At 41.2% G+C, this 20,066-nt stretch carries 16 protein-coding genes; 14 read left to right on the top strand and 2 right to left on the bottom strand.

The features are described from left to right. Window positions 1-41 precede the first annotated feature (41 nt). The 5 genes from QR40_RS14030 (at window position 42) to QR40_RS33730 (ending at window position 6,651) form a co-directional block, all read left to right on the top strand. On the top strand, window positions 42-4,118 hold the full coding sequence (locus QR40_RS14030; RefSeq protein ID WP_044295585.1) for a glycosyl hydrolase: 4,077 nt from the start codon (window positions 42-44) through the stop codon (window positions 4,116-4,118). Window positions 4,119-4,339: 221 nt separating this feature from the next. Next, window positions 4,340-4,825 (top strand): amidase domain-containing protein, encoded by a 486-nt coding sequence (locus QR40_RS14025; protein WP_081998908.1) that lies wholly within the window; start codon window positions 4,340-4,342, stop codon window positions 4,823-4,825. Between the two features lie 313 nt (window positions 4,826-5,138). Then, window positions 5,139-5,510 (top strand): VOC family protein, encoded by a 372-nt coding sequence (locus QR40_RS14020; RefSeq protein ID WP_044295582.1) that lies wholly within the window; start codon window positions 5,139-5,141, stop codon window positions 5,508-5,510. 57 nt (window positions 5,511-5,567) lie between these two features. After that, a complete protein-coding gene (locus tag QR40_RS14015) occupies window positions 5,568-6,551 on the top strand; it encodes a M15 family metallopeptidase (RefSeq protein WP_052430853.1) in 984 nt (327 codons plus the stop codon). Then, complete coding sequence (locus QR40_RS33730; protein ID WP_465231366.1) at window positions 6,511-6,651, top strand: DUF6783 domain-containing protein; 141 nt, start codon at window positions 6,511-6,513, stop codon at window positions 6,649-6,651. The genes QR40_RS14015 and QR40_RS33730 overlap by 41 nt, the downstream gene beginning before the upstream one ends. 122 nt (window positions 6,652-6,773) lie before the next feature. Here QR40_RS33730 and QR40_RS14010 read toward each other — a convergent pair whose 3' ends face one another. Continuing rightward, on the bottom strand, window positions 6,774-9,224 hold the full coding sequence (locus QR40_RS14010) for an ATP-binding cassette domain-containing protein (RefSeq protein WP_044295581.1): 2,451 nt from the start codon (window positions 9,222-9,224) through the stop codon (window positions 6,774-6,776). 482 nt (window positions 9,225-9,706) lie between these two features. On the opposite strand from QR40_RS14010, the gene QR40_RS33720 reads away from it, so the two are divergent. Next, a complete protein-coding gene (locus QR40_RS33720; protein ID WP_141728711.1) occupies window positions 9,707-9,826 on the top strand; it encodes a MerR family transcriptional regulator in 120 nt (39 codons plus the stop codon). A 76-nt stretch (window positions 9,827-9,902) separates the two neighbouring features. Here QR40_RS33720 and QR40_RS14005 read toward each other — a convergent pair whose 3' ends face one another. Beyond that, a complete protein-coding gene (locus tag QR40_RS14005; protein ID WP_027292514.1) occupies window positions 9,903-10,190 on the bottom strand; it encodes a CD3324 family protein in 288 nt (95 codons plus the stop codon). A gap of 311 nt (window positions 10,191-10,501) precedes the next feature. Between QR40_RS14005 and QR40_RS14000 the strand changes: the two genes are divergently transcribed. The 8 genes from QR40_RS14000 to QR40_RS13965 all read left to right on the top strand — a co-directional run bounded on the left by QR40_RS14000 (window position 10,502) and on the right by QR40_RS13965 (window position 20,040). Continuing rightward, complete coding sequence (locus tag QR40_RS14000; RefSeq protein WP_044295579.1) at window positions 10,502-11,950, top strand: DEAD/DEAH box helicase; 1,449 nt, start codon at window positions 10,502-10,504, stop codon at window positions 11,948-11,950. A 397-nt stretch (window positions 11,951-12,347) separates the two neighbouring features. Then, the gene (locus QR40_RS29870; protein ID WP_052377652.1) at window positions 12,348-13,385 is read left to right on the top strand and encodes a LacI family DNA-binding transcriptional regulator; all 1,038 of its coding nucleotides are present in this window, start codon (window positions 12,348-12,350) and stop codon (window positions 13,383-13,385) included. A 47-nt stretch (window positions 13,386-13,432) separates the two neighbouring features. Next, on the top strand, window positions 13,433-14,671 hold the full coding sequence (locus tag QR40_RS13990) for an anhydro-N-acetylmuramic acid kinase (protein WP_044295577.1): 1,239 nt from the start codon (window positions 13,433-13,435) through the stop codon (window positions 14,669-14,671). Window positions 14,672-14,904: 233 nt separating this feature from the next. Further along, a complete protein-coding gene (locus QR40_RS13985; protein ID WP_052377653.1) occupies window positions 14,905-15,906 on the top strand; it encodes a sugar ABC transporter substrate-binding protein in 1,002 nt (333 codons plus the stop codon). 24 nt (window positions 15,907-15,930) lie between these two features. Beyond that, complete coding sequence (locus tag QR40_RS13980) at window positions 15,931-17,448, top strand: sugar ABC transporter ATP-binding protein (protein WP_027292516.1); 1,518 nt, start codon at window positions 15,931-15,933, stop codon at window positions 17,446-17,448. Continuing rightward, window positions 17,445-18,395: an ABC transporter permease gene (locus tag QR40_RS13975; protein ID WP_052377654.1), complete on the top strand. Its 951-nt coding sequence runs from the start codon at window positions 17,445-17,447 to the stop codon at window positions 18,393-18,395. The genes QR40_RS13980 and QR40_RS13975 overlap by 4 nt, the downstream gene beginning before the upstream one ends. A 97-nt stretch (window positions 18,396-18,492) precedes the next feature. Further along, window positions 18,493-19,170 (top strand): transaldolase family protein, encoded by a 678-nt coding sequence (locus tag QR40_RS13970; protein WP_027292518.1) that lies wholly within the window; start codon window positions 18,493-18,495, stop codon window positions 19,168-19,170. Window positions 19,171-19,368: 198 nt separating this feature from the next. Next, on the top strand, window positions 19,369-20,040 hold the full coding sequence (locus QR40_RS13965) for a response regulator transcription factor (RefSeq protein WP_027292519.1): 672 nt from the start codon (window positions 19,369-19,371) through the stop codon (window positions 20,038-20,040). Window positions 20,041-20,066 lie beyond the last annotated feature (26 nt).

The raw sequence follows: 20,066 nt of genomic DNA, 5'->3' as shown, positions 1-20,066 counted from the left end.
GTTAAAATGGGGAAACAAAAGAAGAATCAGGAGGGCCTAAGATGAGAAAAAGAAAAAAAGTAATAGCCGCTTTACTGGCGGTATCCATGACCGCAGGATTGTGGTCGGTACCGGGAGTAGAAGTACTAAATGTTCAGGCTGCTGCTGCAAGTGCAATCAGCAGTGAGGAATTTATGCAGCCGGGAATGGATTACAGACCGGGAGTCCGCTGGTGGTGGCCGGGAGGTGCCGTGGATGAAACGGAGCTCCAGACAGAGATAGACTATCTGGCTGCAAATGGATTCGGTTATGTTGAAATCAATCCCTTTGGCAAAATCGAAGCAGTAAACGGTGATGAGGACCGGATAAAGTCCATCTATACACCTGAGTTTTACGAATTGCTTGACAAGGCAATAACAATGGCAGAAGAAAAAGGTATAGTGGTTGATCTTAATATGGGTTCCGGATGGAATGCCAATAGCCAGAATGTAACACTTGCAGATTCTATGGGGAACATGGCGCTTGGAAGGGTTACAATCAGCGGAAATAGTCTTGCGGGAGAAGAAACACTATCGGAAAATAAAGCCGCAGAAGCAATTACCCTGCCGGAGTTGGAACAAAGTCTGTTCTATACTGAGAATAATCCAAAGGGAACTTTGGATGAAAGTATGGTAGAACTTCAGGGTGTGCTGATTGGTGAACTGACCGGAAATCAGGGTATGGAGTTTGTTCCCGGATCTTCCTTTATGGGTCCCACACCTGCCTATAATGAATTCCAAACCAAAGATGCGAATGGTGATATTATTACCAAAACCTATAGTAATCAGCTGGAACTGAATATGGACAACAGCTACTTTATAGACGCCCGGGATGAAATGATTCAGGACGGACAAGTGGTACTCAGCCAGGATATTCTGGACAAAATAGATAAGGAAAAAGATTATGAAGTGATTGCGCTGTATTACCTTCCGTCCGGCGGAAAGGCCATCGACTGTGCTAATGACTGGTTTGTGGTTGACCATATGGACAGCGCTAAAGTTACGGACTATATCAATGATTGGCTGGGGGAAGCAAATTTAAATCAGATCCTTCAGGGCCATCAGAATATCAGAGCCGTATTCAATGACAGCTACGAATTTTATTCTGATATGTATTATACGAAAGATCTGTATGCGCTTGCAAAAGACAGCATAGCAAATGGTCTGGGTTACGATTTTACAAAGTATCTGCCAACGGTGTATAAACAGTACAGTGCGGCTCCATTTTATATGGGTCTTGGGACAAAAGACAGCTTTTTAACGTATTCCCTGGATGCTAATGTAAAAAGCAGGATTACATATGACTATAATACACTGGTAAATCAAAAATTCCAGGAAGGCCTTGCCGCTTTTGAATCTTCCGCAAACAGCTATGGGCTATTATACCGTCAGGAAGCATACAATCCGCCAATTGACACCATTGGTGCTGCTAAATATGTGGATATACCGGAAGCAGAGCAGGCAAATGAATTCTCTCTGATCAGAGTAGCCTCCGGTGCACATCTGTATGGCAGAAATCTGGTTACCTGTGAGCAGTATACACTTGGATGCACACCATTTAAGAATACCCTGGAACAGGTAAAAGCAGGATACGACATCATGGCAACCAGCGGCGTGAATAACTTTTTCTATCATGGTTTTAATTACCGCTATGGTGCCGGCTCTGAACAGTACGGAGAAGAGGGGTGGTCACCAATGCCGACTACCGGAATCAACGTTACCCAGAGTAATACTCTGTCACCTTATTTTACCGAGATGAATGCTTATGCATCCCGTGCCAATTATCTGATGCAGCAGGGAAAAGCCAGCAAAGACGTCGCGCTGTATATGCCATTTAACGGCAGTTTATCAGAGACGGATGCGGTAAAGGCAATGAACTACAACGGATATACCTGGGATGCCATTAATGATGACAGCATCGTTACAGCAGATACACAGTATTCAGATGGAAAGATTCAGGTAAATGGCGGCAACATGACTTACGATGCAATCATAGTGGAGACATCGAAACTGCCTGTTGATACCATGATGAAACTGGCACAGATGGCAGAAGCGGGAGCAAATATTATTTTCTATGGAACTCTTCCTAATGCGCAGCCGGGATATGCTGATGGCAATTATGAGACAGAGGACCAGAAGGTAGCGGATGCCGCGGCAGCCTTGCTGGAGAACCAGACGGGTGTTCTGGCAAATTCTGTGGAGGAACTGGCATCTGTTCTTGCAAATGTATCCGCTCCTAAGGTATCCTATGCTGAGAATACCAGCCTCAGATTCAACAGACGTACCTTAGAAGATGGCGGAGAACTGGTATATATCAGAAATATTGCTGAAAGCCAGAATGAAGTTACTCTTCAGATCAATGGCGATTATCAGAATTATTACTGGATGGATCTGAATAATGGAAAAATATATGAAGCCCGGGCTAATGGGGATCACACCATAACAATGACGATGAAAGCAGGCACCGATACGCTGTCATCTACAAGAAGTATGGCAATTGCACTGCTGTGTGAACCGGCAGGCGCAGGATTTGAAGAAACTGTTATCAGCAAAGGAGCTCCGGACACCTTAGATGTTGCCCCAGCGGATAAAACAGAGGAAGTTTCCGTAGAAAAACTTACGGTAACAGCTGATAATATTGGTGGGGATAGTGGAAATACCAGAACGGTGACTTATACCGGAGAGGTTCTTGGAAAATGGAACGACCAGGAATTTCAGGGCGGTGAACTGCAGAAAGTTTCCGCTGACGGTGTATATCAGGCAACTTATACATTAAATGGTGATCTAAATGGACAGAAAGCAGTACTGGATCTTGGAAATGTATATACTGCGGCAAAAGTAACAGTCAATGGCAAAGAAGCCGGAAATGTGCTTTATACTCCATATACGCTGGATATCTCTAATTTATTAAAGACAGGTAAAAATGATATTCAGATTACTGTGACACCAAGGAAATATAACCGGCATTACGACACGCTGGTAGACACCGGATTGGAAGGTCCCGTTACCATTGGATTTACCCAGAAAGAAATAAAGGCGCTTACCATTACTAAAAATCCGGTAAAAACCACTTATACAGCAGGAGATGATCTGGATTTAACCGGGCTTGAGGTAAGTGCTTCCTATGCAGATGGCACAACCAGTAAGATTACGGGTTATACCGTAAGCGGATACGATAAAACGAAGGCAGGAACACAGGCAGTCACCGTGTCTTTCCAGGGGATGACAGCATCTTTTTCCGTAAACGTAAATGAAAAAGCAGTTGCAGTAAGTAAAGTCACCTTAAATTTCAGTGCGAAAACGCTGGATATCGGGAAAACAATTCAGCTGTCCACAGCTATCTATCCGGATAATGCGTCAAACAAAAAGGTTGCTTATACTTCCAGTGATTCCGCCATTGCAGCAGTAGATGGAAACACAGGAAAAGTAACTGCGAAATCAGCAGGAAAAGCTGTGATAAAAGTAACGGCACAGGACGGAAGCAGTCAATCGGCACAGTGTACCGTTACTGTGAAACCTGCAAAGGTAACGTCTCTGAAAGTAAAGAGCCGCACGACAAACAGTATCGAATTGAAGTGGAACAAATCAGCGAAAGCAGACGGTTATGCTATCCTGCGCTATGACAGCAGCAAGAAAAAATATGTATCAATAGCTGACGTAAAAGGAACCAAAAACACTTATAAAGTAAGCCGCCTGAAAGGTAAAACCGGTTCAAAATTATCTCCGGGATACATTTATAAATTCAAAGTACAGGCATATAAAATGATAGCCGGTAAAAAAGTATATGCGAACGGAGCAGTTCTGAAGACAGCAACTAAGCCAAATACAGCTGTAATTACAAAATTGACAGGTAAATCATCAAAAGTAACCATTACATGGAAAAAACAGAGCAAGGTAAGCGGCTATGAAGTATGGATGTCCAATAAAAAAGGAAGTGGATATAAGAAAATTAAAACCATTTCAAAAGGAAAGACTGTTTCTTATACGAAGAAAGGGCTGAAAAAGAATAAAAAATATTATTTCAAAGTAAGAAGCTACCGATTAGTTAATAATCAGAAAGTTTATGGAAAACTATCTGGTGCTAAGGGTTATCAAATCTAAATTCCAGTGTAAATAGTAAAGTCCGTATCAGAAAGCATGTGCTTTTTGATACGGACTTTACGGCCTGCCAAACCAAGGACCGTTCAACATGAAAAAAGCCCGCCGCCAAGTCAAATAAATGGTCATATATAAATCGAAGTCACCATTTAAAGCAGCGGGCATAAAATATAAAAAAGCCGGCCGATATGGCAAGTCTGCTTGCGATATAAATGGAGTCAAAGATGAGACAGTTGGAATATCAAAGAAATAAAGTATTAGATTATGCAAAAAAATGGGCATTTGGGCGAAACCCGGCATACCTTGATTTCGAGAATCTGGGTGGTGATTGTACAAACTTTGCGTCCCAATGTATCTATGCAGGAAGCCAGGTTATGAATCCTACAAAAGTTTATGGATGGTATTATTACAGCAGCACTAACCGTACTGCTTCCTGGACAGGAGTGCAATACCTGTATAATTTCCTTACCAAGAATAAAGGGGTGGGACCGTATGCAGCGGAGGTTAAGGCAGAGAATGCAGTACCCGGAGATATCTTGCAGCTGGGAACTTCCGGCGGGTTCTTTTACCACAGCCCTGTAATTGTAAAAGTAACAGATCAGAATATTTATGTGGCTGCACACACATTTGATGCATACTTAAGACCCTTGGATAGTTATATCTACGAAGAGATAAGATTTTTGCATATATTGGGAGTACGGGGGTACTGATTTTATTTTCTTGTTGTTTGATAAAAATAAATGCGGTATACTATTAATAAGAAAAAATGTAATCCGTAAAACCTGGAGCTATCTATCTGTATTATATAGAAATAGAAGTATTAATAATATTGGAAGCAAAATCATGAAATCACTTGTAGTATTGGTACAATGAATTTGGATGTGATAATTTTTATATTCAGAACAACAGGAGATAAAGGTTGAAAGAAAAATATGATATAGAAAGGATGCCACGGTGTATGCTTTCAACTTGTTTTATTGTGGCAGTATTGCAGGCAGGCCTGCAATATGCAATGGTATAAATATGATTAAAAAAATTGACCATATCGTTATTACTACCGCAGATATAAATGCCTGTACTGCATTTTACAGGGCACTTGGATTTGACTGCCGGGAAGCAAATGGACGCTGGGAACTATTTTCCGGCGATTTTAAGATCAATGTACATAGGAAAGGGTTTGAATTGGAACCCAAGGCGCAGAATGTGGCAACCGGAAGTGCGGATTTATGTTTTGAACTGTGTGATCCAATTGAGGTGTGCAAGGATAGGCTGCTGGAGCAGGGGCTGGATATTGAGTTAGGAATAGTGTTGCGCCATGGTGTTTTAGGAGAAATGAAATCACTTTATCTCAGAGATCCCGATGGTAACCTGATTGAATTGTGCAGCTACGAATAGAGGTATCTTCTAAGAGGCATAAAAGCCTGTTAGAACTGACAGGAGATAAGATTTATTATGAGAGAACAAAAGAACAAGCCGTTCAACCATTTACCGGGAAAACGGAAGATTAAAAAAATATTAGGGGTATCTGTCCTGTCCCTGGCTGTTATGACCGGAGTTGGCGGCTGTAAAAAAATCGACCGCATTCCGGAAAAAGATACGGCTCAGATTCTGACATCTGTAAGTGTAAAGAAGTCAGGGGTGAGTACGTCTGGCTCAAGAATGACAGATCAGCTGAAGGAGAGTCAGCTGCAATTGAGTCAGTTACAGTTGAGTCAGTTACAGGAGACTCAGTTGCAGGAGAGTCAGGAACAGACAGCAGATAAACAAGAAAAACAGATTGTCACAAAGCAAAATAAGAAGCAGGACAATTTGTCAGCTGAAAGCCAGAAACAGGAAGGTAAAAAGAAAGCAGATCAGATAAACCGTGAACAGTCAGATCTCCTCGTTCTGGTAAACAAAGAACATCCTTTGAGCGAGGACTACAATGTCAAGATGAAGACATTGGAAAACAGTGATAAAGTTGTAGCGGAAATGATAATTCAGGATCTGCAGGACATGCTGGCTGATGGTACGAAAGAAGGGCTCAGGTTCTGCATTGCTTCTGCCTACCGCAGTTCTGAGCGCCAACAGGAAATCCTGGATGCAGATATAAGAAAGCTGACGGATAAAGGTATGACTGATGAGGAAGCCTATGAGCAGGCTACCAGAACCGTAATGCCGGCAGGTTACAGCGAGCATGAAACAGGTTTGGCGGTGGATATCGTGGCACTTAGCAACCAGCTGTTGGACGACAGCCAGGAGAATACGCCTGAAACACAATGGCTTCAGGAGAATTGTGATCAATACGGCTTTATTCTTCGATACCCGAAAGGAAAAACAGATATTACCGGGATCGATTATGAATCCTGGCATTATCGTTATGTAGGAAAAGAAGCAGCGGCTTATATCAAAAAGCATGATCTCACATTTGAGGAATATCTTGAGGAAAAAATATAACCCTAGAGCGTGTTTTGAAATTGCTTTCTGGCAGCTGTGCGTCACAGTTTGTGGGAGATTTGTCCCGGATGAAGGGCGCGTAGCGGGCTACGTAACCTGAATTCGGGGGAAATATGCCGCAAAGCGTCCCTTAATCAGCAAAACCCAAATTCAAGAAATTGTTCGCTCTAAAGCTCTGCACAGATCCCGTAAATGCACTCCGGAGATCTATGCAGGGCTATATTACAAATATTTTGCCGTTACACTATTGCTTGTCTCCTTCATTTCTATTGGTGTTCCCGCAAAGATAATCTGGCCGCCCTTTATACCGCCCTCCGGTCCTAGGTCTATGACCCAATCGCTGTTTCTGATAATCTGAGTATTATGTTCAACGACTACCACAGTATTCCCGGCATCCACCATACGATTCAGAAGAACAAGAAAATGTTCCACATCTTTAGGATGCAAACCGGTTGTAGGTTCATCCAGCAAATAAAGATTCCGCTTTCCAGAGCTGCTTCCGATCAGTTCTTTCGCAAGCTTAAGACGTTGTCCTTCCCCGCCGGATAAGGTGGTCAGAGTTTGTCCAAGTTCCAGATATCCAAGTCCCACATCCATAAGAAGACTCAGGATCTTTCTGATTTTGGGATGCCCTGCAAAGAAATGGGAGGCTTCTTCCACAGAGAGATTCAGTACATCTTTAATGGAAAGTCCTTCATACTTTACTTGCAGCACATCATAATGGAACTGATTTCCATTGCAGACAGGGCAGACAACTTCAACATTGGAAAAAAACAGCATGTTGCTGTCTACATATCCCAGTCCCTGGCAATTCTCACATCTGCCGCCAGGTGTGTTGAAAGAGAAATGCTTTGCGGTAAATCCTGCTTTTTTTGCTGTATCAGTCTTGGAAAATACAGTTCTGATTTCGGAATAAACCTCGGAATATGTTGCAACGTTGGAACGCTTCATCTTTGTGACTGCCGTCTGGTCAATTTCAACCAGTTTATCAAATTGTTCAAGTCCAGAAACATAATTGTTCTGTCCATGATGATTCCCTTTGGCAAGCACTTCAAATATTAAAGTTGATTTTCCGGAACCGGAAGGACCTGTTATAGCAGTCAGGCATCCCGCTGGAATATCTACATTGATATTTTTTAAATTAAATTTATCCGCATTTCCGATATGGACGATATCTCTGTCAGCTTTTCTAAAAGTTGTTTTTCCAGGAGGTGGATTTTGCAGATAACTGCCGGTTAGTGAAGTTTCCCGGCTTTTTATTTCGTCAAATGATCCGGCGGCTATAACCTTACCGCCATATTTTCCGGAGCCGGGACCAATATCTACGATATAATCTGCACTTGCCATGGTATCCACATCATGCTCAATTACAAGTACAGTATTGTCCAGATCACGTAATTTTTTAAGTATTTTTATCAGTCCTGCGGTATCTTTTGGGTGCAGACCTACCGTTGGCTCATCTAAAATATAGATCACACCTGACAAATCCGAATCCAGAATTGCCGCTAGCCTTAACCTCTGTAATTCGCCTCCTGACAGAGTCACGGTCTGGCGGTCAAGAGAGAGATAGCCAAGTCCAACGTTGATAAAGCGGTTAAGCTTAGTCCGGATATCCAGAAGATACGCTTTAACGTAATTTTCATGCTGTTTTGTAAGTGAGGCACTAAGTTCCAGAATCCATTGATTCAGTTCCTCTAAAGAAAAGTTTGAAAGCTGTGGCAGGCGTGTACCGTTTACGGTAACGGTTCTGCCTGATTCAGCGAGCCGCTCGCCTTTGCAGTCGGGGCATTCTATGGTCTCAAAATATGGAGTAAACTGTTTCATATCTCCGTTTTTTTCGGTAAACCTGCGCCATAATATAGGCAAGACACCTTCAAATTTACCCAGTGCCACAGTTTTAGGAGGAGCCAGATTAGGAAAAGTACTTTTCATTCTTTCGCTTTCAATGCCATCATACAAAATAGATTTTTGCAGCTCACTAAAATGCTGTACAGGGGTGTTTACAGGAACTGGGATGCCGTAATGTTTAAATGCAGCGTATAATACAGCGGTCTGATATTCCCCGTATTTTTTCTCCCAGTAATTTACCGCGCCTTCTTCCAGGGACAGTTCTTCATTCACTGCCTGTTCTTTTAGTATCGTATGGATTTTTCCCAGACCTTCACAAGTGGGACAGGCTCCCTCTTTGGTATTGAAAGAAAAATTCGTGCGGGTAATCTTATCCATGCGTTTGCCGCATTCGCAGCAATACATATAAACAAAAAAATCATTCCCTGCTTTTCCGGTTTCTTCTTTGCAGTCGGATGCCTTAATTATTTTCCCGCAATAGGGACAGGCCCTGACCCCAAGTTTTTCATATACCATTCGCAGGTCGGTGTAAATATCGGAAATGGTTCCTACTGTTGAACGGGGATTTTTGTTAGCGTCTGTCTGGGAAATTACAATGGCGGGAGAAACTCCCCGTATGCGGTCCACCTTAGGTTTATGAATACCTTGAAGAGACATAGCCTCCAGGTATTGCCTCTGACATTCATTAAAAAGAACATCAATGAGTAATGTCGATTTCCCGGAACCGGAAACTCCTGTAAATACCACAAGCTGGTTCTTGGGTATTTCTAAGGAAACATTTTTTAAATTACCTTCATTCGCGTTTTCTATTTTAATACTTTGCATAAATTCCTCCTGTCAGTTCAATCTTCATACCTATATTATACAACATGAAAGCAATAAAGGAAGATTTATGGAGGTAAGTACTTGATTTAAGGAGCAAACCTTATATTTGTGTTAGAACCTGGTACTACAGCTAACAATTTCATCTTGTATTTGGGTTTAGCTGAGGAAGGGGACGCTTTGTAGATTGAAGTAGTGCGCGGAAAGAGAAGGGGGCGGACCATGGCAGGCGTTTGGAAGGCTTACCGCAGAACTGGCATTTTCTAACCTTCCCAGAGCGCTTTTTGGCGGCACGCGGGCATTCGCTCCGAAATCCTGATGCATTTCGCAGCTCACTGCCCGCTTAGTATTCGACTGGCTCCCATCGGATACTAAGTGGGCAGTGACTCATAAATAAGGCATTGACAGTGCTTCAAAAGGATAATGTCATCTGTACCCAGATTAAACAGAGATTTTTACAGAAAAAGAATGATGATGCATCACGGATGTTTTCCATTGATGATGTAAGTAAGGCTACGGGGATAACCCCGACTACAATAAGATATTGGGACAAGATAGGGCTTATATCGGCTAATCGGTGTGCGGAGTATATCTGCATTATATAATCTGTGCAGACAGGTTGAGCTAAACAAATATGATGGCGATGGGTAAGATATCCCATCGCCATGTTACGAACTGCTATCAGTTATTTTGTGAATCATTTTTCAGGCACTGCCGGATGATTCTCTGGATACTTTTCAATGAAAGAAAATATTTCTTCGCCAGATCATCTTTATTAATTCCGGATAGAAAATCCTGATAAATTTGCCGGTTTCTTGATTCCAATTCTTCCCGGATATATGTTCTTTCACCCCAGGCTTTTTTATTGCCTGACATTCTTGGAATATAAATATATTCACCGTCTATATATTCCTGGATTTGTTCCACTAATTCCGGTGGTAAAATATGTGTAGCTTTTATATAGCTCATTATGCACTCCTAATTTATTTAATAATGAAATAGGAATAGCAAAGGCTATTAAATAATACTTTATGTAATTTTCTACACTGCATCAGCCTTTGCTATGCAGTAATAACGATAGGATTAAGCATAAGTCATCCGCCCCCCTGAGTCTTTTTAGGGCAAGTATATCATTGGTATATGGGGGTGTCAAGAATAACGTGGAGGGATTGCTGATCTGGCAGTGACAAATTAAACGTTTTGCATATATTTTTCATGTAAAAGATGTTACAATAAAAACAGAAAACAGATAACAGAAAGAATAGGAATAAATCCAAACTATGAAAACAGAAAACAATCTATTTAAAGAATATAATTTATCCGGAGAAATCCTGGAGGCTTTGACAGGACTAGGCTACCTGAAACCAACGGAAATACAAAAAGAAGTCATTCCTACAGCTTTGAGGGGAAGAGATATTGTAGCGAAATCACAGACAGGAACCGGGAAAACGGCAGCATTTGCAATACCCTTATGTGAGAAAGTAATCTGGGAGGAAAATTCACCCCAGGCTTTAGTCTTGGAACCAACCAGGGAACTGGCGGTGCAGGTGGGGATGGAGATCTTTCATATCGGCAGGAAAAAACGTCTGAAGGTTCCGGCAGTCTTTGGAGGATTTCCCATTGACAAACAGATACAGACTTTAAAACAGAAATCTCACATTGTAGCGGGAACACCCGGGCGCGTTATGGATCACGTCCGCAGAGAAACATTAAAGCTGAATCAGATTAAATATCTGGTTATTGATGAGGCGGATCTCATGTTGGATATGGGATTTTTGGAGGAGGTAAAGGAAATTATCTCACTGCTTCCGGGAGACAGACAGATTCTTCTGTTTTCAGCAACTTTAGATGAAGGTGTAAAGCAGCTAATTGATGGATATATGAATGAAGCGGTATCCATAATACTGGAATCAGAAACGGAAACCGTTGCAGGCATCCGGCAGACCGTATATGAAGTGGATCAGGAAGAAAAATACCAGGCACTGCTTCGGATACTGATTAAGGAAAACCCCGTGGACTGCATGATTTTCTGTGGAACCCGGGAGATGGTAAATGTACTCTGCCATAAGCTTGGAAGGGATAGGATACCATGTGGTATGATTCATGGGGAACTGGAACAGAGAGAAAGGCTCAGGATGATCGATGGATTTCGGGAAGGGCGTTTTCATTATCTGATCGCTACTGATGTAGCGGCAAGAGGAGTTGATTTTGAGAACATTACCCATGTGATCAACTATGATTTTCCAACGGGAAGGGAGACTTACGTACATCGGGTGGGAAGAACCGGAAGAAACGGAAAAGAAGGAACTGCTATTAGTCTGGTCAGTGAATCTGATCAGAAAATGAAACAAATGGTGGAGGCATATACCGGTGACAGATTGCCTATAGAAGAGCTGCCTGAAATCAATTCAGAGGATGAAAAAAGATTCTGGGCATATCTAAAGAAAAAGGCGGTACTGAAACCAAAAAAAGGTGCAGCTTTAAATAAATCAATAACGAGATTATCGGTAGGCGGCGGGAAGAAGTCTAAAATGCGTGCAGTGGATGTCGTGGGAGCAGTCTGCAATATTCAGGGAATGACGGCAGAGGATATAGGAATTATTGATGTAAGGGACAGCTTAACATATGTAGAAATCTTAAATGGAAAAGGTAAAGCCGTTCTGGAAGCATTACAGGAAAAACCAATTAAAGGAAAAATACGTAAAGTGCGGATAACCAGAAATGTATGAGTGAAATACAGTTACGGAATGTAGTAATGAAATGATGTGACGAAATCAGATAATAGTATACCCTCAAGAAATCAGGTAACGGTATGCTGCAAAGAAATAAAGTGTGTATTGAATAGCAGTAACAAAAAGCGATGCAGTTTCGAGAAATCGGAATTGTGACCGCTTTTTTATTGTCATAAAAGATGATACTGATGGTGTATAAAAAGGAGAACGTTAACATTTTATAACATAAATAGTTAAATATGAAAAATACCTATTATACATTATGCATAAAATATAAAGCATAAATCTGTTATAATTGGTGAAAATAATTTATATAATTGACATATTAGAAAATAGATGTATAATGTAATTAAAGAGAACGTTCTCAAAAAAATTCATTAGTGAGGTTGGACATATGGGGGATAATGGAGAAAATAAGGAAAAGACAATCAAAGATGTGGCGATATTAGCCGGTGTATCGGTTGCAACTGTGGGCAGAGTAATCGGCAATTATGGATCTGTTTCAGAGAAGACCAGAGATAAAGTAATGAATGCAGTCAGGGAATTAAATTATTCGCCTAATGCCATTGCGCAGGGTATGAGAGGCCGGAGTATGAAGACTATCGGCATTGTAATCGGAAGTATTAAAAATAGTTTTTTTGGAGAAATGGTATATTCCATAGAACGGGTAGCAAGAAAAAATGGTTACAATACATTGATCTGCAATACCCATGAGAAACCGGAATTAGAATTACAGCACATGGAAATGCTTCGTACAAAGCAGGTAGACGGCATTATTCTGGCATCCATATTTGACAATATTAAGGCAATTCCCAAAGACAAGCGGGTTTTGTATAATGGTCCGATTCCGGTTGTTTGTGTTGACCGGAAAATCGAAGGCTTAAACCGTGATTTGATTGAAACTGCAAACAAAGATGTGGCTTGTGAGGCTACATCCTACTTATTGGATTTGGGTCATCGTAAGATTGGTGTCTTTGGGGCAGGGCGTCCCATGATCACTACTGTCAGGGATCGTGTGGAAGGCTACCGCAAAGCCTTTCGGGATAAAGGAATTGATTTAGATGAAAGGTACATAGAAACCTTCGACTGGGAGGAAGAAGCGGTAGAGAAAGAAATTGATGAGTATCTGAATAAAAACGAAGATATTACAGCCATTCTTATTTTAAACGGATCACTTACAACTGCTATATTCAGGGAACTGAAACTTCGTTCTGAAAACTGGCTGAGTGAAAGGTCCATTATTACATGGGATGAAGAAGATATGATACAGCTGATGGATATTACTACAGTTGAACAGCAGGTTGAGAAGATGGGAAGAATTGCGGCTGAGAGAGTATTTACTCAGGTGGAACATCCCGAAAGAGAAGAAGATGGAATGAAGATTGTATTAAAAGGTCATTTGAATATCCGAAAGTCCTGTAAAAAACGATAGCAAACCGGTAAGGTTACTATAAATAAAACAAAAATGGAGGTAAACAAATGGATTTAATTATGGGAATGAACAGTGGTTCATCATTTGATGGTATTGACGTTGTTCTGGCTGAAACTGAAATGGATGCAGATGGGTTTCCAAAGGCACCGAGATTTATTGCGGGAGGCTCATACGACTGGCCCGAAGAGGTTAAGGAAATCGTTACAGCTTCCTTTGAAAACAAAGTGGATATGGTGGGACTGAACCGATTAAATTATATCTGCGGCGCAGTCTTTGCAGAAAAAGCGGTTCAATTTATGAAAGAAAATAATATTAACTCCAGAGATATCAAGGTTCTTGGACTGGATACCCAGACTATTTACCAGGAACAGCCGGATCACAAAGCAATCTCTGAGATGACGGTAGAACAGAAAGCGGACTGGCCGGGCAGGTGGCTGTCGAAAGCATATCCTGCAGGCTTCCAGATGGGTGAAAGTTCCGTGATTGCAAATCTTACAGATATTGATACCGTTACGCATTTTCGTCCGGCAGATCATACCTGGGGCGGCAGTGCAGCACCTCTTATGCCGTATCTGGATTTTATTATGTTTAGAAAAAAAGAAAATCCATCCATGACATTAAATATCGGAGGTATTGCAAATCTTCATCTGGCAAGTAAGGACAGACGCCAAATGTTTGGATTTGATACAGGTCCGGGGAATGTAATTTCTAATTATATGTGCAAAAAGCTTTTTGGCCTGGAATATGATAAAGATGGTATGATTGCGGAGCGTGGGAATGTCAATGCAGATTTACTGGATCATTTTATGAAGCATCCGTTTTTTGACAGGCCGGTACCAAGATCCGGATGGATTGCGGACTATAGTGCTGAGTACATAGATAGTGTTATAGAAAAGTTCAAATATCTGCCCAAAGAAGATATTATTGCAACTGCATGTGCCTTTACCGGTGCGGCGGTAGCAAAATCAATGACGGATAACATTCCGGCTGATATTGTTGCAAAGACAAATACTCTTTATGCAAGCGGCGGAGGTGTGAGGAATCCGGCGATTATGAAAGAAATTCAGGCAAGAATTCCTCAAAATATCAGATTGACTACTTCTGCAGAGATTGGAATTCCTCCGGAATACAAAGAAGCAGTAAAATTTGCAACAATCGCATATTCCACGATTCATTGTGTACCTGGAAATATTCCGGCAGCAGGACACGCATCACAATATGCAATTCTTGGTAAGATCGCTTTGGCTCCAAGAAATATTAAAGGCGGAGCAGAGTTTGTGAGATAAATCTATAATAAAGTGATAGTAAAACGATAGATAATACCATGAATAAAAGATTGCTGGGCTTAGCTCTTCCCGGGATTTCATTTGGGATCAATCCCAGGAAGGGCTTCACATAAACATAAAACATCTTCATTATAATATAGGTATAGTATTAATTCAAGCATCATTATACGGCAAAATATAAAATAAGGTAAAAAATCGGGCAGGCAGCCTGATTATATATAAGGAGGATTCATATGAAGAAGAAAATATTATCAGTTTTATGCTGTGCTGCATTGGCAGTTAGTTTCGCAGGCTGTGGATCAAATGATGCGGGTACCGCTTCTTCCTCTGCCGCAGGAGTCACGGAAGTGAAAGAATCTGATTCCAAGGCAAAATCAGATATTGCACTTGGTATTTCATTTGGGCAGAACGTACATCCATTTTTTAAGGCAATGCAAAAAGGTGCGGAAGATGCGGCAAAAGAATTGGGTGTGGAACTAGTTGTACAGTCAGCAGACAGCAGTGTAGAAAAACAGACAACACAGATAGAAAACCTGGTACAAAGCGGTGTAAAAGCAATTTTATTAAACCCATATGATTCTGCAGCAGTGGCACCAGCTTGTCAGGCTGCACTGGATAAAAACATAGGCATATTTACGATGGACATCACAGTAGACGGGGCGGAAGCAACTTCCTTTATTGCTTCTGATAATGTGAAAATCGGTGAAATGCTGGCTCAGTATATAGATGAACAACTGGGTGGTAAGGGAAAAATTGCATTGTTAGTTGACCCTTCTGTTTCTTCATTAAAAGACCGTGAAAAAGGATTTACCGACTATATTAAGGCAAAAACCCAGATTGAAATGGTAGCAACCCAGAACGGTGCTATTGAGCGAACAAAATCTTTGGAATCAGCAGAAACTATTCTCCAGGCACATCCCGATATACAGGCATTTCCGGGAATAAATGAGAACTCCGCATTGGGAATAGCAAGCGCTGTTAAGGCTTCCGGATTAAAGGATATTATCCTTACCGGAGTTGATGCTACGGAAGATGTTATGAATGGAATCAAAGACGAAACGCTGGCGATTGGCGTTGCCCAGGATCCATATCAGATGGGATATGAATCCGTAAAAAATGCAGTAAAGTGGATCAACGGCGAAACAGTAGATAAAGAAATTAAACTGGAATGTGAATACATGACAAAAGACAATATCCAGGAATACATAGACAGAGAAGCTCAGTATCTAAAATAATCGCAAAAATTATGAGGTGAAGCTGTGGGAAAAACAATAGTAAAGATGGAAAATATAACAAAATCATTTGCAGGTATCAAGGCACTTAATAATGTACAGCTGGATCTCAGAGAAGGCGAAGTACATGCTCTGATGGGGGAAAACGGGGCAGGAAAGTCAACCCTGATGAAGATTCTTACCGGAGTATATACAAAGACAGAAGGGAAGACTATGATCGCCAATGCTGCAGGACAATTGGAAGAGATAGACATCAAGACGCCTTTGCAGGCACAGCAGTTAGGGATCAGTATGGTGTTTCAGGAATTTAATCTTCTGGAAAATATGAATATAGCAGAAAATATATTCCTGGGTAGAGAGCATTTAGACAAAAAGCACTGTATCGATAAAGCTGCCATGTATGCGGATGCGGCAATGGAATTGGGAAAAGTCAATTTAAAGCTGGATCCAAAGACAACGATCAGTTCTCTGAGCTGCGGACATAAACAGTTAATTGAAATTGCAAAATGCTTATCTTTCCATGCAAAGGTAATCATTTTAGATGAGCCCACAGCCAGTCTGACCGATAATGAATCACACATTCTATTCGAGATTATACGGGAACTGAAGTCTCGGGGAATCAGTATCGTCTACATTTCACACCGTATGGAAGAAGTTTTTGATCTGGCAGACAGAATTACAGTTTTTCGTGACGGGGCTTATATCAGCACGGTAGAACGGGATGATTTTGATGAAAAGGCAATCATTAAAATGATGATCGGACGGGAGCTGGAAGAAAAGATTCCAAAAGGGAATGTGACGGTGGATGAGAATAACGTTGTGCTGGAAGTCAGAAATGTAAAAATATATCCTGGATCCATACCTGTTAATTTTAAACTTTATAAGAAAGAAATTCTTGGATTTTTTGGACTTGTGGGAGCGGGCAGAACAGAGCTTTCCAGGATCATATTCGGAATTGACTCCATTGCAGACGGTGAAATTTATATAAAAGGGAAAAAAGTAAGTATTGGATGCCCAAGAGATGCAATTAATGCCGGAATCGGGCTTGTTCCGGAGGACAGAAAGGATTTGGGGCTGGTGCTTGGAATGAGTATAAAAGATAATATGCTGCTGTCGAAACTGGCTCAGTTTAAGCATGAGATTCTAAGAAAAGAAGAATTGCAGGATATCACGGGGACATATATTAAAGACCTGGCAATAGCCCTTGCCAATGAGAACCAGGCAGTGAAAGAATTGAGCGGAGGAAATCAACAGAAAGTGGTAATTGCGAAGTGGCTTTCCATGGCACCGGACGTACTGATTATGGATGAACCTACCAGAGGAATTGATATCGGTGCAAAGACAGAGATCTATAACCTTATGCGCAGGCTCACCGAACAGGGAATGAGCATTATTATGATTTCGTCTGAGATGGCTGAAATCATGAAAATAAGTGACCGTGTGGTAGTTATGCATGAGGGAAGTAAAACAGGGGAAATGAATTCCCAGGAAGTTACACAGGAGGCACTTATGAGCGCAGCTATCGGAGGAGGAAAGGGATTATGACTACTGCAAACAAGAAAAAATTGAGTTTTGATACAATGAGACAACTGGTGCTCGTTTTCATCCTTATATTTATCTGTCTGTTATGGACGGTGTTAACACCCACATTTCTGACATTTAACAATATTATTAATGTAATCCGCCAGGCATCTTATACAGCAATAGCATCTATTGGTATGACGATGGTTATTATCGTTGGGGAGATTGATTTGTCTGCCGGTTCTCTTGTTGCAGTAAGCGGTTTGGTTGCAACCTGGACATTTAAAATGACCAATTCTGTAATTCTCGCTGTTTTAGCAGCGATATTCATGGGAGTTGCCGTTGGATTATTTAATGGATTTCTTACGGCAAAAGGAGATCTGCCGGGGTTCATAGCAACTTTGGCAAGCATGACGATCTTAAGAGGAATGGCGTATATTGTAACGGGCGGTGATCCTATTTCAATTACAGATGACAGGTACCTAAATATTGGTACGGGATATGTGGGGTTTTTACCGATTCCGGTAATAATTATGGCAGTCTGCGTGATAGCCGGTTCATTTATCATGAATAAGTTACGTTTTGGGCGATATGTCTATGCAGTGGGTGGCAATGCAGAGGCCAGTAAGTGGTCAGGGCTGAATGTAGATAAAGTTAAAATTATTGTATACCTGATTATGGGCGTACTGACAGCGGTTGCAGGTCTTATAGTTTCAGCCAGACTTGGTTCAGGCCAGCCTTCCGCCGGGCAGAGTTTTGAAATGGATTGTATTACTGCTGCGGTTGTAGGCGGTACCAGTATGTCAGGCGGAAAAGGCAAGTTATTCGGAACAATTGTGGGTGTTTTACTGCTGAGTGTACTAAGTAACGGGATGACGCTGATCGACATTAACTCTTATTGGCAGCAGGTTATAAAAGGCGGAATTATCGTGGTAGCTGTATTAATTGATACAAAAACAAAGAAACGTTAAATATGTTTGGGACTTTAAGAAATTGTAGAATTAATTTTCAGAACACGTTTAACATCATAAAATATCACGTAATTCGTGAGAATAAGTGGAGGTAAGCATGCAGTTAATTTTAGATACGGCAAATCTGGATCAGATTAAATTGGCAAATGAATGGTTTCGCATATCCGGGGTCACTACAAATCCAACCATTATAGCAAGAGAAAACACTGATTTTCTCCAAAGGCTTTATGATATTAAGAATATTATTGGAAATAAGCAGCTTCATGTTCAGGTGGCGGGAACATCCTGGCAGGAAATGGTTGCAGATGGACTTGCTCTAGTGGAGAAAGTGGATAGAGATATCTTTGTAAAAATACCATCAAATTTTGAAGGCTACAGAGCAATGAAAGAGCTGAAGGAAAAGGATATTCATGTTACAGCTACGGTAGTATATTCACCAGAACAGGCATATATAGACGGTTTGGCAGGTGCAGATTACATAGCAGTATATTATAATAAAATGTATAACAGTAATATGGACCCTGCAAAAACTGTTCGGGAGATTACTCAGCTGTTTGAAATGAATCATATAAGCAGTAAAGTCCTTGGAGCAAGCTATCGCAATACAAGACAGGTAATCGATACTTTTCTGGCTGGAGCAAGGGCAGTCACATTACCGTATCCTATTCTGGAAGAGTTTTGCAAAAATGCATGTGTTTCTGCAGCGGTGGAGGGATTTGCAAATGATTGGAGAAAAGTCTATGGTAAAAAAACGGTAAAAGATCTGCTTGCCTAAAACGCTGATACAGGGAGGCAGCCGTGATGTGCCGGAAAAAGATGGGCTGGCAGATTTTTTGCAGAAAGAATGAATTTTCTTATAGCAATTATCTTGAGAATGAAATATACTGAAATAATATCGGTAGTTCATAAAGTTAAGATCGGGCTGCAGATCAGTAGTAGTTTATGGCAGCTGTTCTATGGAAATGAGGTATACATGATCAGGATATTACTTATAGAAGATAATGAGGATATTATAAAAAACCTAACAGAGTTGTTAAAGGAGGAAGGTTTTGCGGCTGTATCCGGCAGGACCAGAAGTGAGGCAATGGAAATACTGGAGCAGGAGCAGTTTGACCTGGTATTATTAGATTTAATGCTGCCGGATGGAAGTGGTTATTCTATCTGCAGGTATATTAAGCAGGAGTGGGAGCTGCCGGTTATCATGCTGACAGCATTGGGAGATGAAGCAAGTGTAGTCACAGGATTTGACCAGGGTGCAGACGATTATATTGCAAAACCATTCCGGCCGTTGGAATTAATATCGAGGGTTAAAAATGTATTGCGGCGGTGCGGAAAATCGCAGTCTGTATTTCGGATTTCTAATTTAAACGTAGATACGGTAAAAGCATATGTTTCTAAAGATGGGAGGGAAATCAACCTCTCTTCTTTAGAGTACAGGCTTTTATTGGTATTTTTGAATCATCAGGGAGAGGTGCTGTCCAGAAACCGCCTGCTGGAAGAAATCTGGGACATTGCCGGGGATTTTGTGAATGACAATACGCTTACGGTCTATATTAAACGGCTCAGGGAAAAGGTGGAGGATGATCCTGCGAATCCTGTGATCATCAGGACGATCCGGGGACAAGGCTATAAAATAGGAGATTAAGAGAGACTGCAAATCCGCCAAAGGCA

The sequence above is a fragment of the Robinsoniella peoriensis genome (assembly GCF_000797495.1).
In the GTDB taxonomy this organism is placed as follows: domain Bacteria; phylum Bacillota; class Clostridia; order Lachnospirales; family Lachnospiraceae; genus Robinsoniella; species Robinsoniella peoriensis.
The sequence above is the reverse complement of the archived record's forward strand: the minus strand, read 5'-3'. Positions and strand labels throughout refer to the sequence as shown.

Excerpts from the sequence above, each read along its gene's own strand:
- QR40_RS14030 (WP_044295585.1), top strand. The coding sequence starts at position 42 with ATGAGAAAAAGAAAAAAAGTAATAGCCGCTTTACTGGCGGTATCCATG.
- QR40_RS14025 (WP_081998908.1), top strand. The coding sequence starts at position 4,340 with ATGAGACAGTTGGAATATCAAAGAAATAAAGTATTAGATTATGCAAAA.
- QR40_RS14020 (WP_044295582.1), top strand. The coding sequence starts at position 5,139 with ATGATTAAAAAAATTGACCATATCGTTATTACTACCGCAGATATAAAT.
- QR40_RS14015 (WP_052430853.1), top strand. The coding sequence starts at position 5,568 with ATGAGAGAACAAAAGAACAAGCCGTTCAACCATTTACCGGGAAAACGG.
- QR40_RS33730 (WP_465231366.1), top strand. The coding sequence starts at position 6,511 with ATGATCTCACATTTGAGGAATATCTTGAGGAAAAAATATAACCCTAGA.
- QR40_RS14010 (WP_044295581.1), bottom strand. The coding sequence starts at position 9,224 with ATGCAAAGTATTAAAATAGAAAACGCGAATGAAGGTAATTTAAAAAAT.
- QR40_RS33720 (WP_141728711.1), top strand. The coding sequence starts at position 9,707 with ATGTTTTCCATTGATGATGTAAGTAAGGCTACGGGGATAACCCCGACT.
- QR40_RS14005 (WP_027292514.1), bottom strand. The coding sequence starts at position 10,190 with ATGAGCTATATAAAAGCTACACATATTTTACCACCGGAATTAGTGGAA.
- QR40_RS14000 (WP_044295579.1), top strand. The coding sequence starts at position 10,502 with ATGAAAACAGAAAACAATCTATTTAAAGAATATAATTTATCCGGAGAA.
- QR40_RS29870 (WP_052377652.1), top strand. The coding sequence starts at position 12,348 with ATGGGGGATAATGGAGAAAATAAGGAAAAGACAATCAAAGATGTGGCG.
- QR40_RS13990 (WP_044295577.1), top strand. The coding sequence starts at position 13,433 with ATGGATTTAATTATGGGAATGAACAGTGGTTCATCATTTGATGGTATT.
- QR40_RS13985 (WP_052377653.1), top strand. The coding sequence starts at position 14,905 with ATGAAGAAGAAAATATTATCAGTTTTATGCTGTGCTGCATTGGCAGTT.
- QR40_RS13975 (WP_052377654.1), top strand. The coding sequence starts at position 17,445 with ATGACTACTGCAAACAAGAAAAAATTGAGTTTTGATACAATGAGACAA.
- QR40_RS13970 (WP_027292518.1), top strand. The coding sequence starts at position 18,493 with ATGCAGTTAATTTTAGATACGGCAAATCTGGATCAGATTAAATTGGCA.
- QR40_RS13965 (WP_027292519.1), top strand. The coding sequence starts at position 19,369 with ATGATCAGGATATTACTTATAGAAGATAATGAGGATATTATAAAAAAC.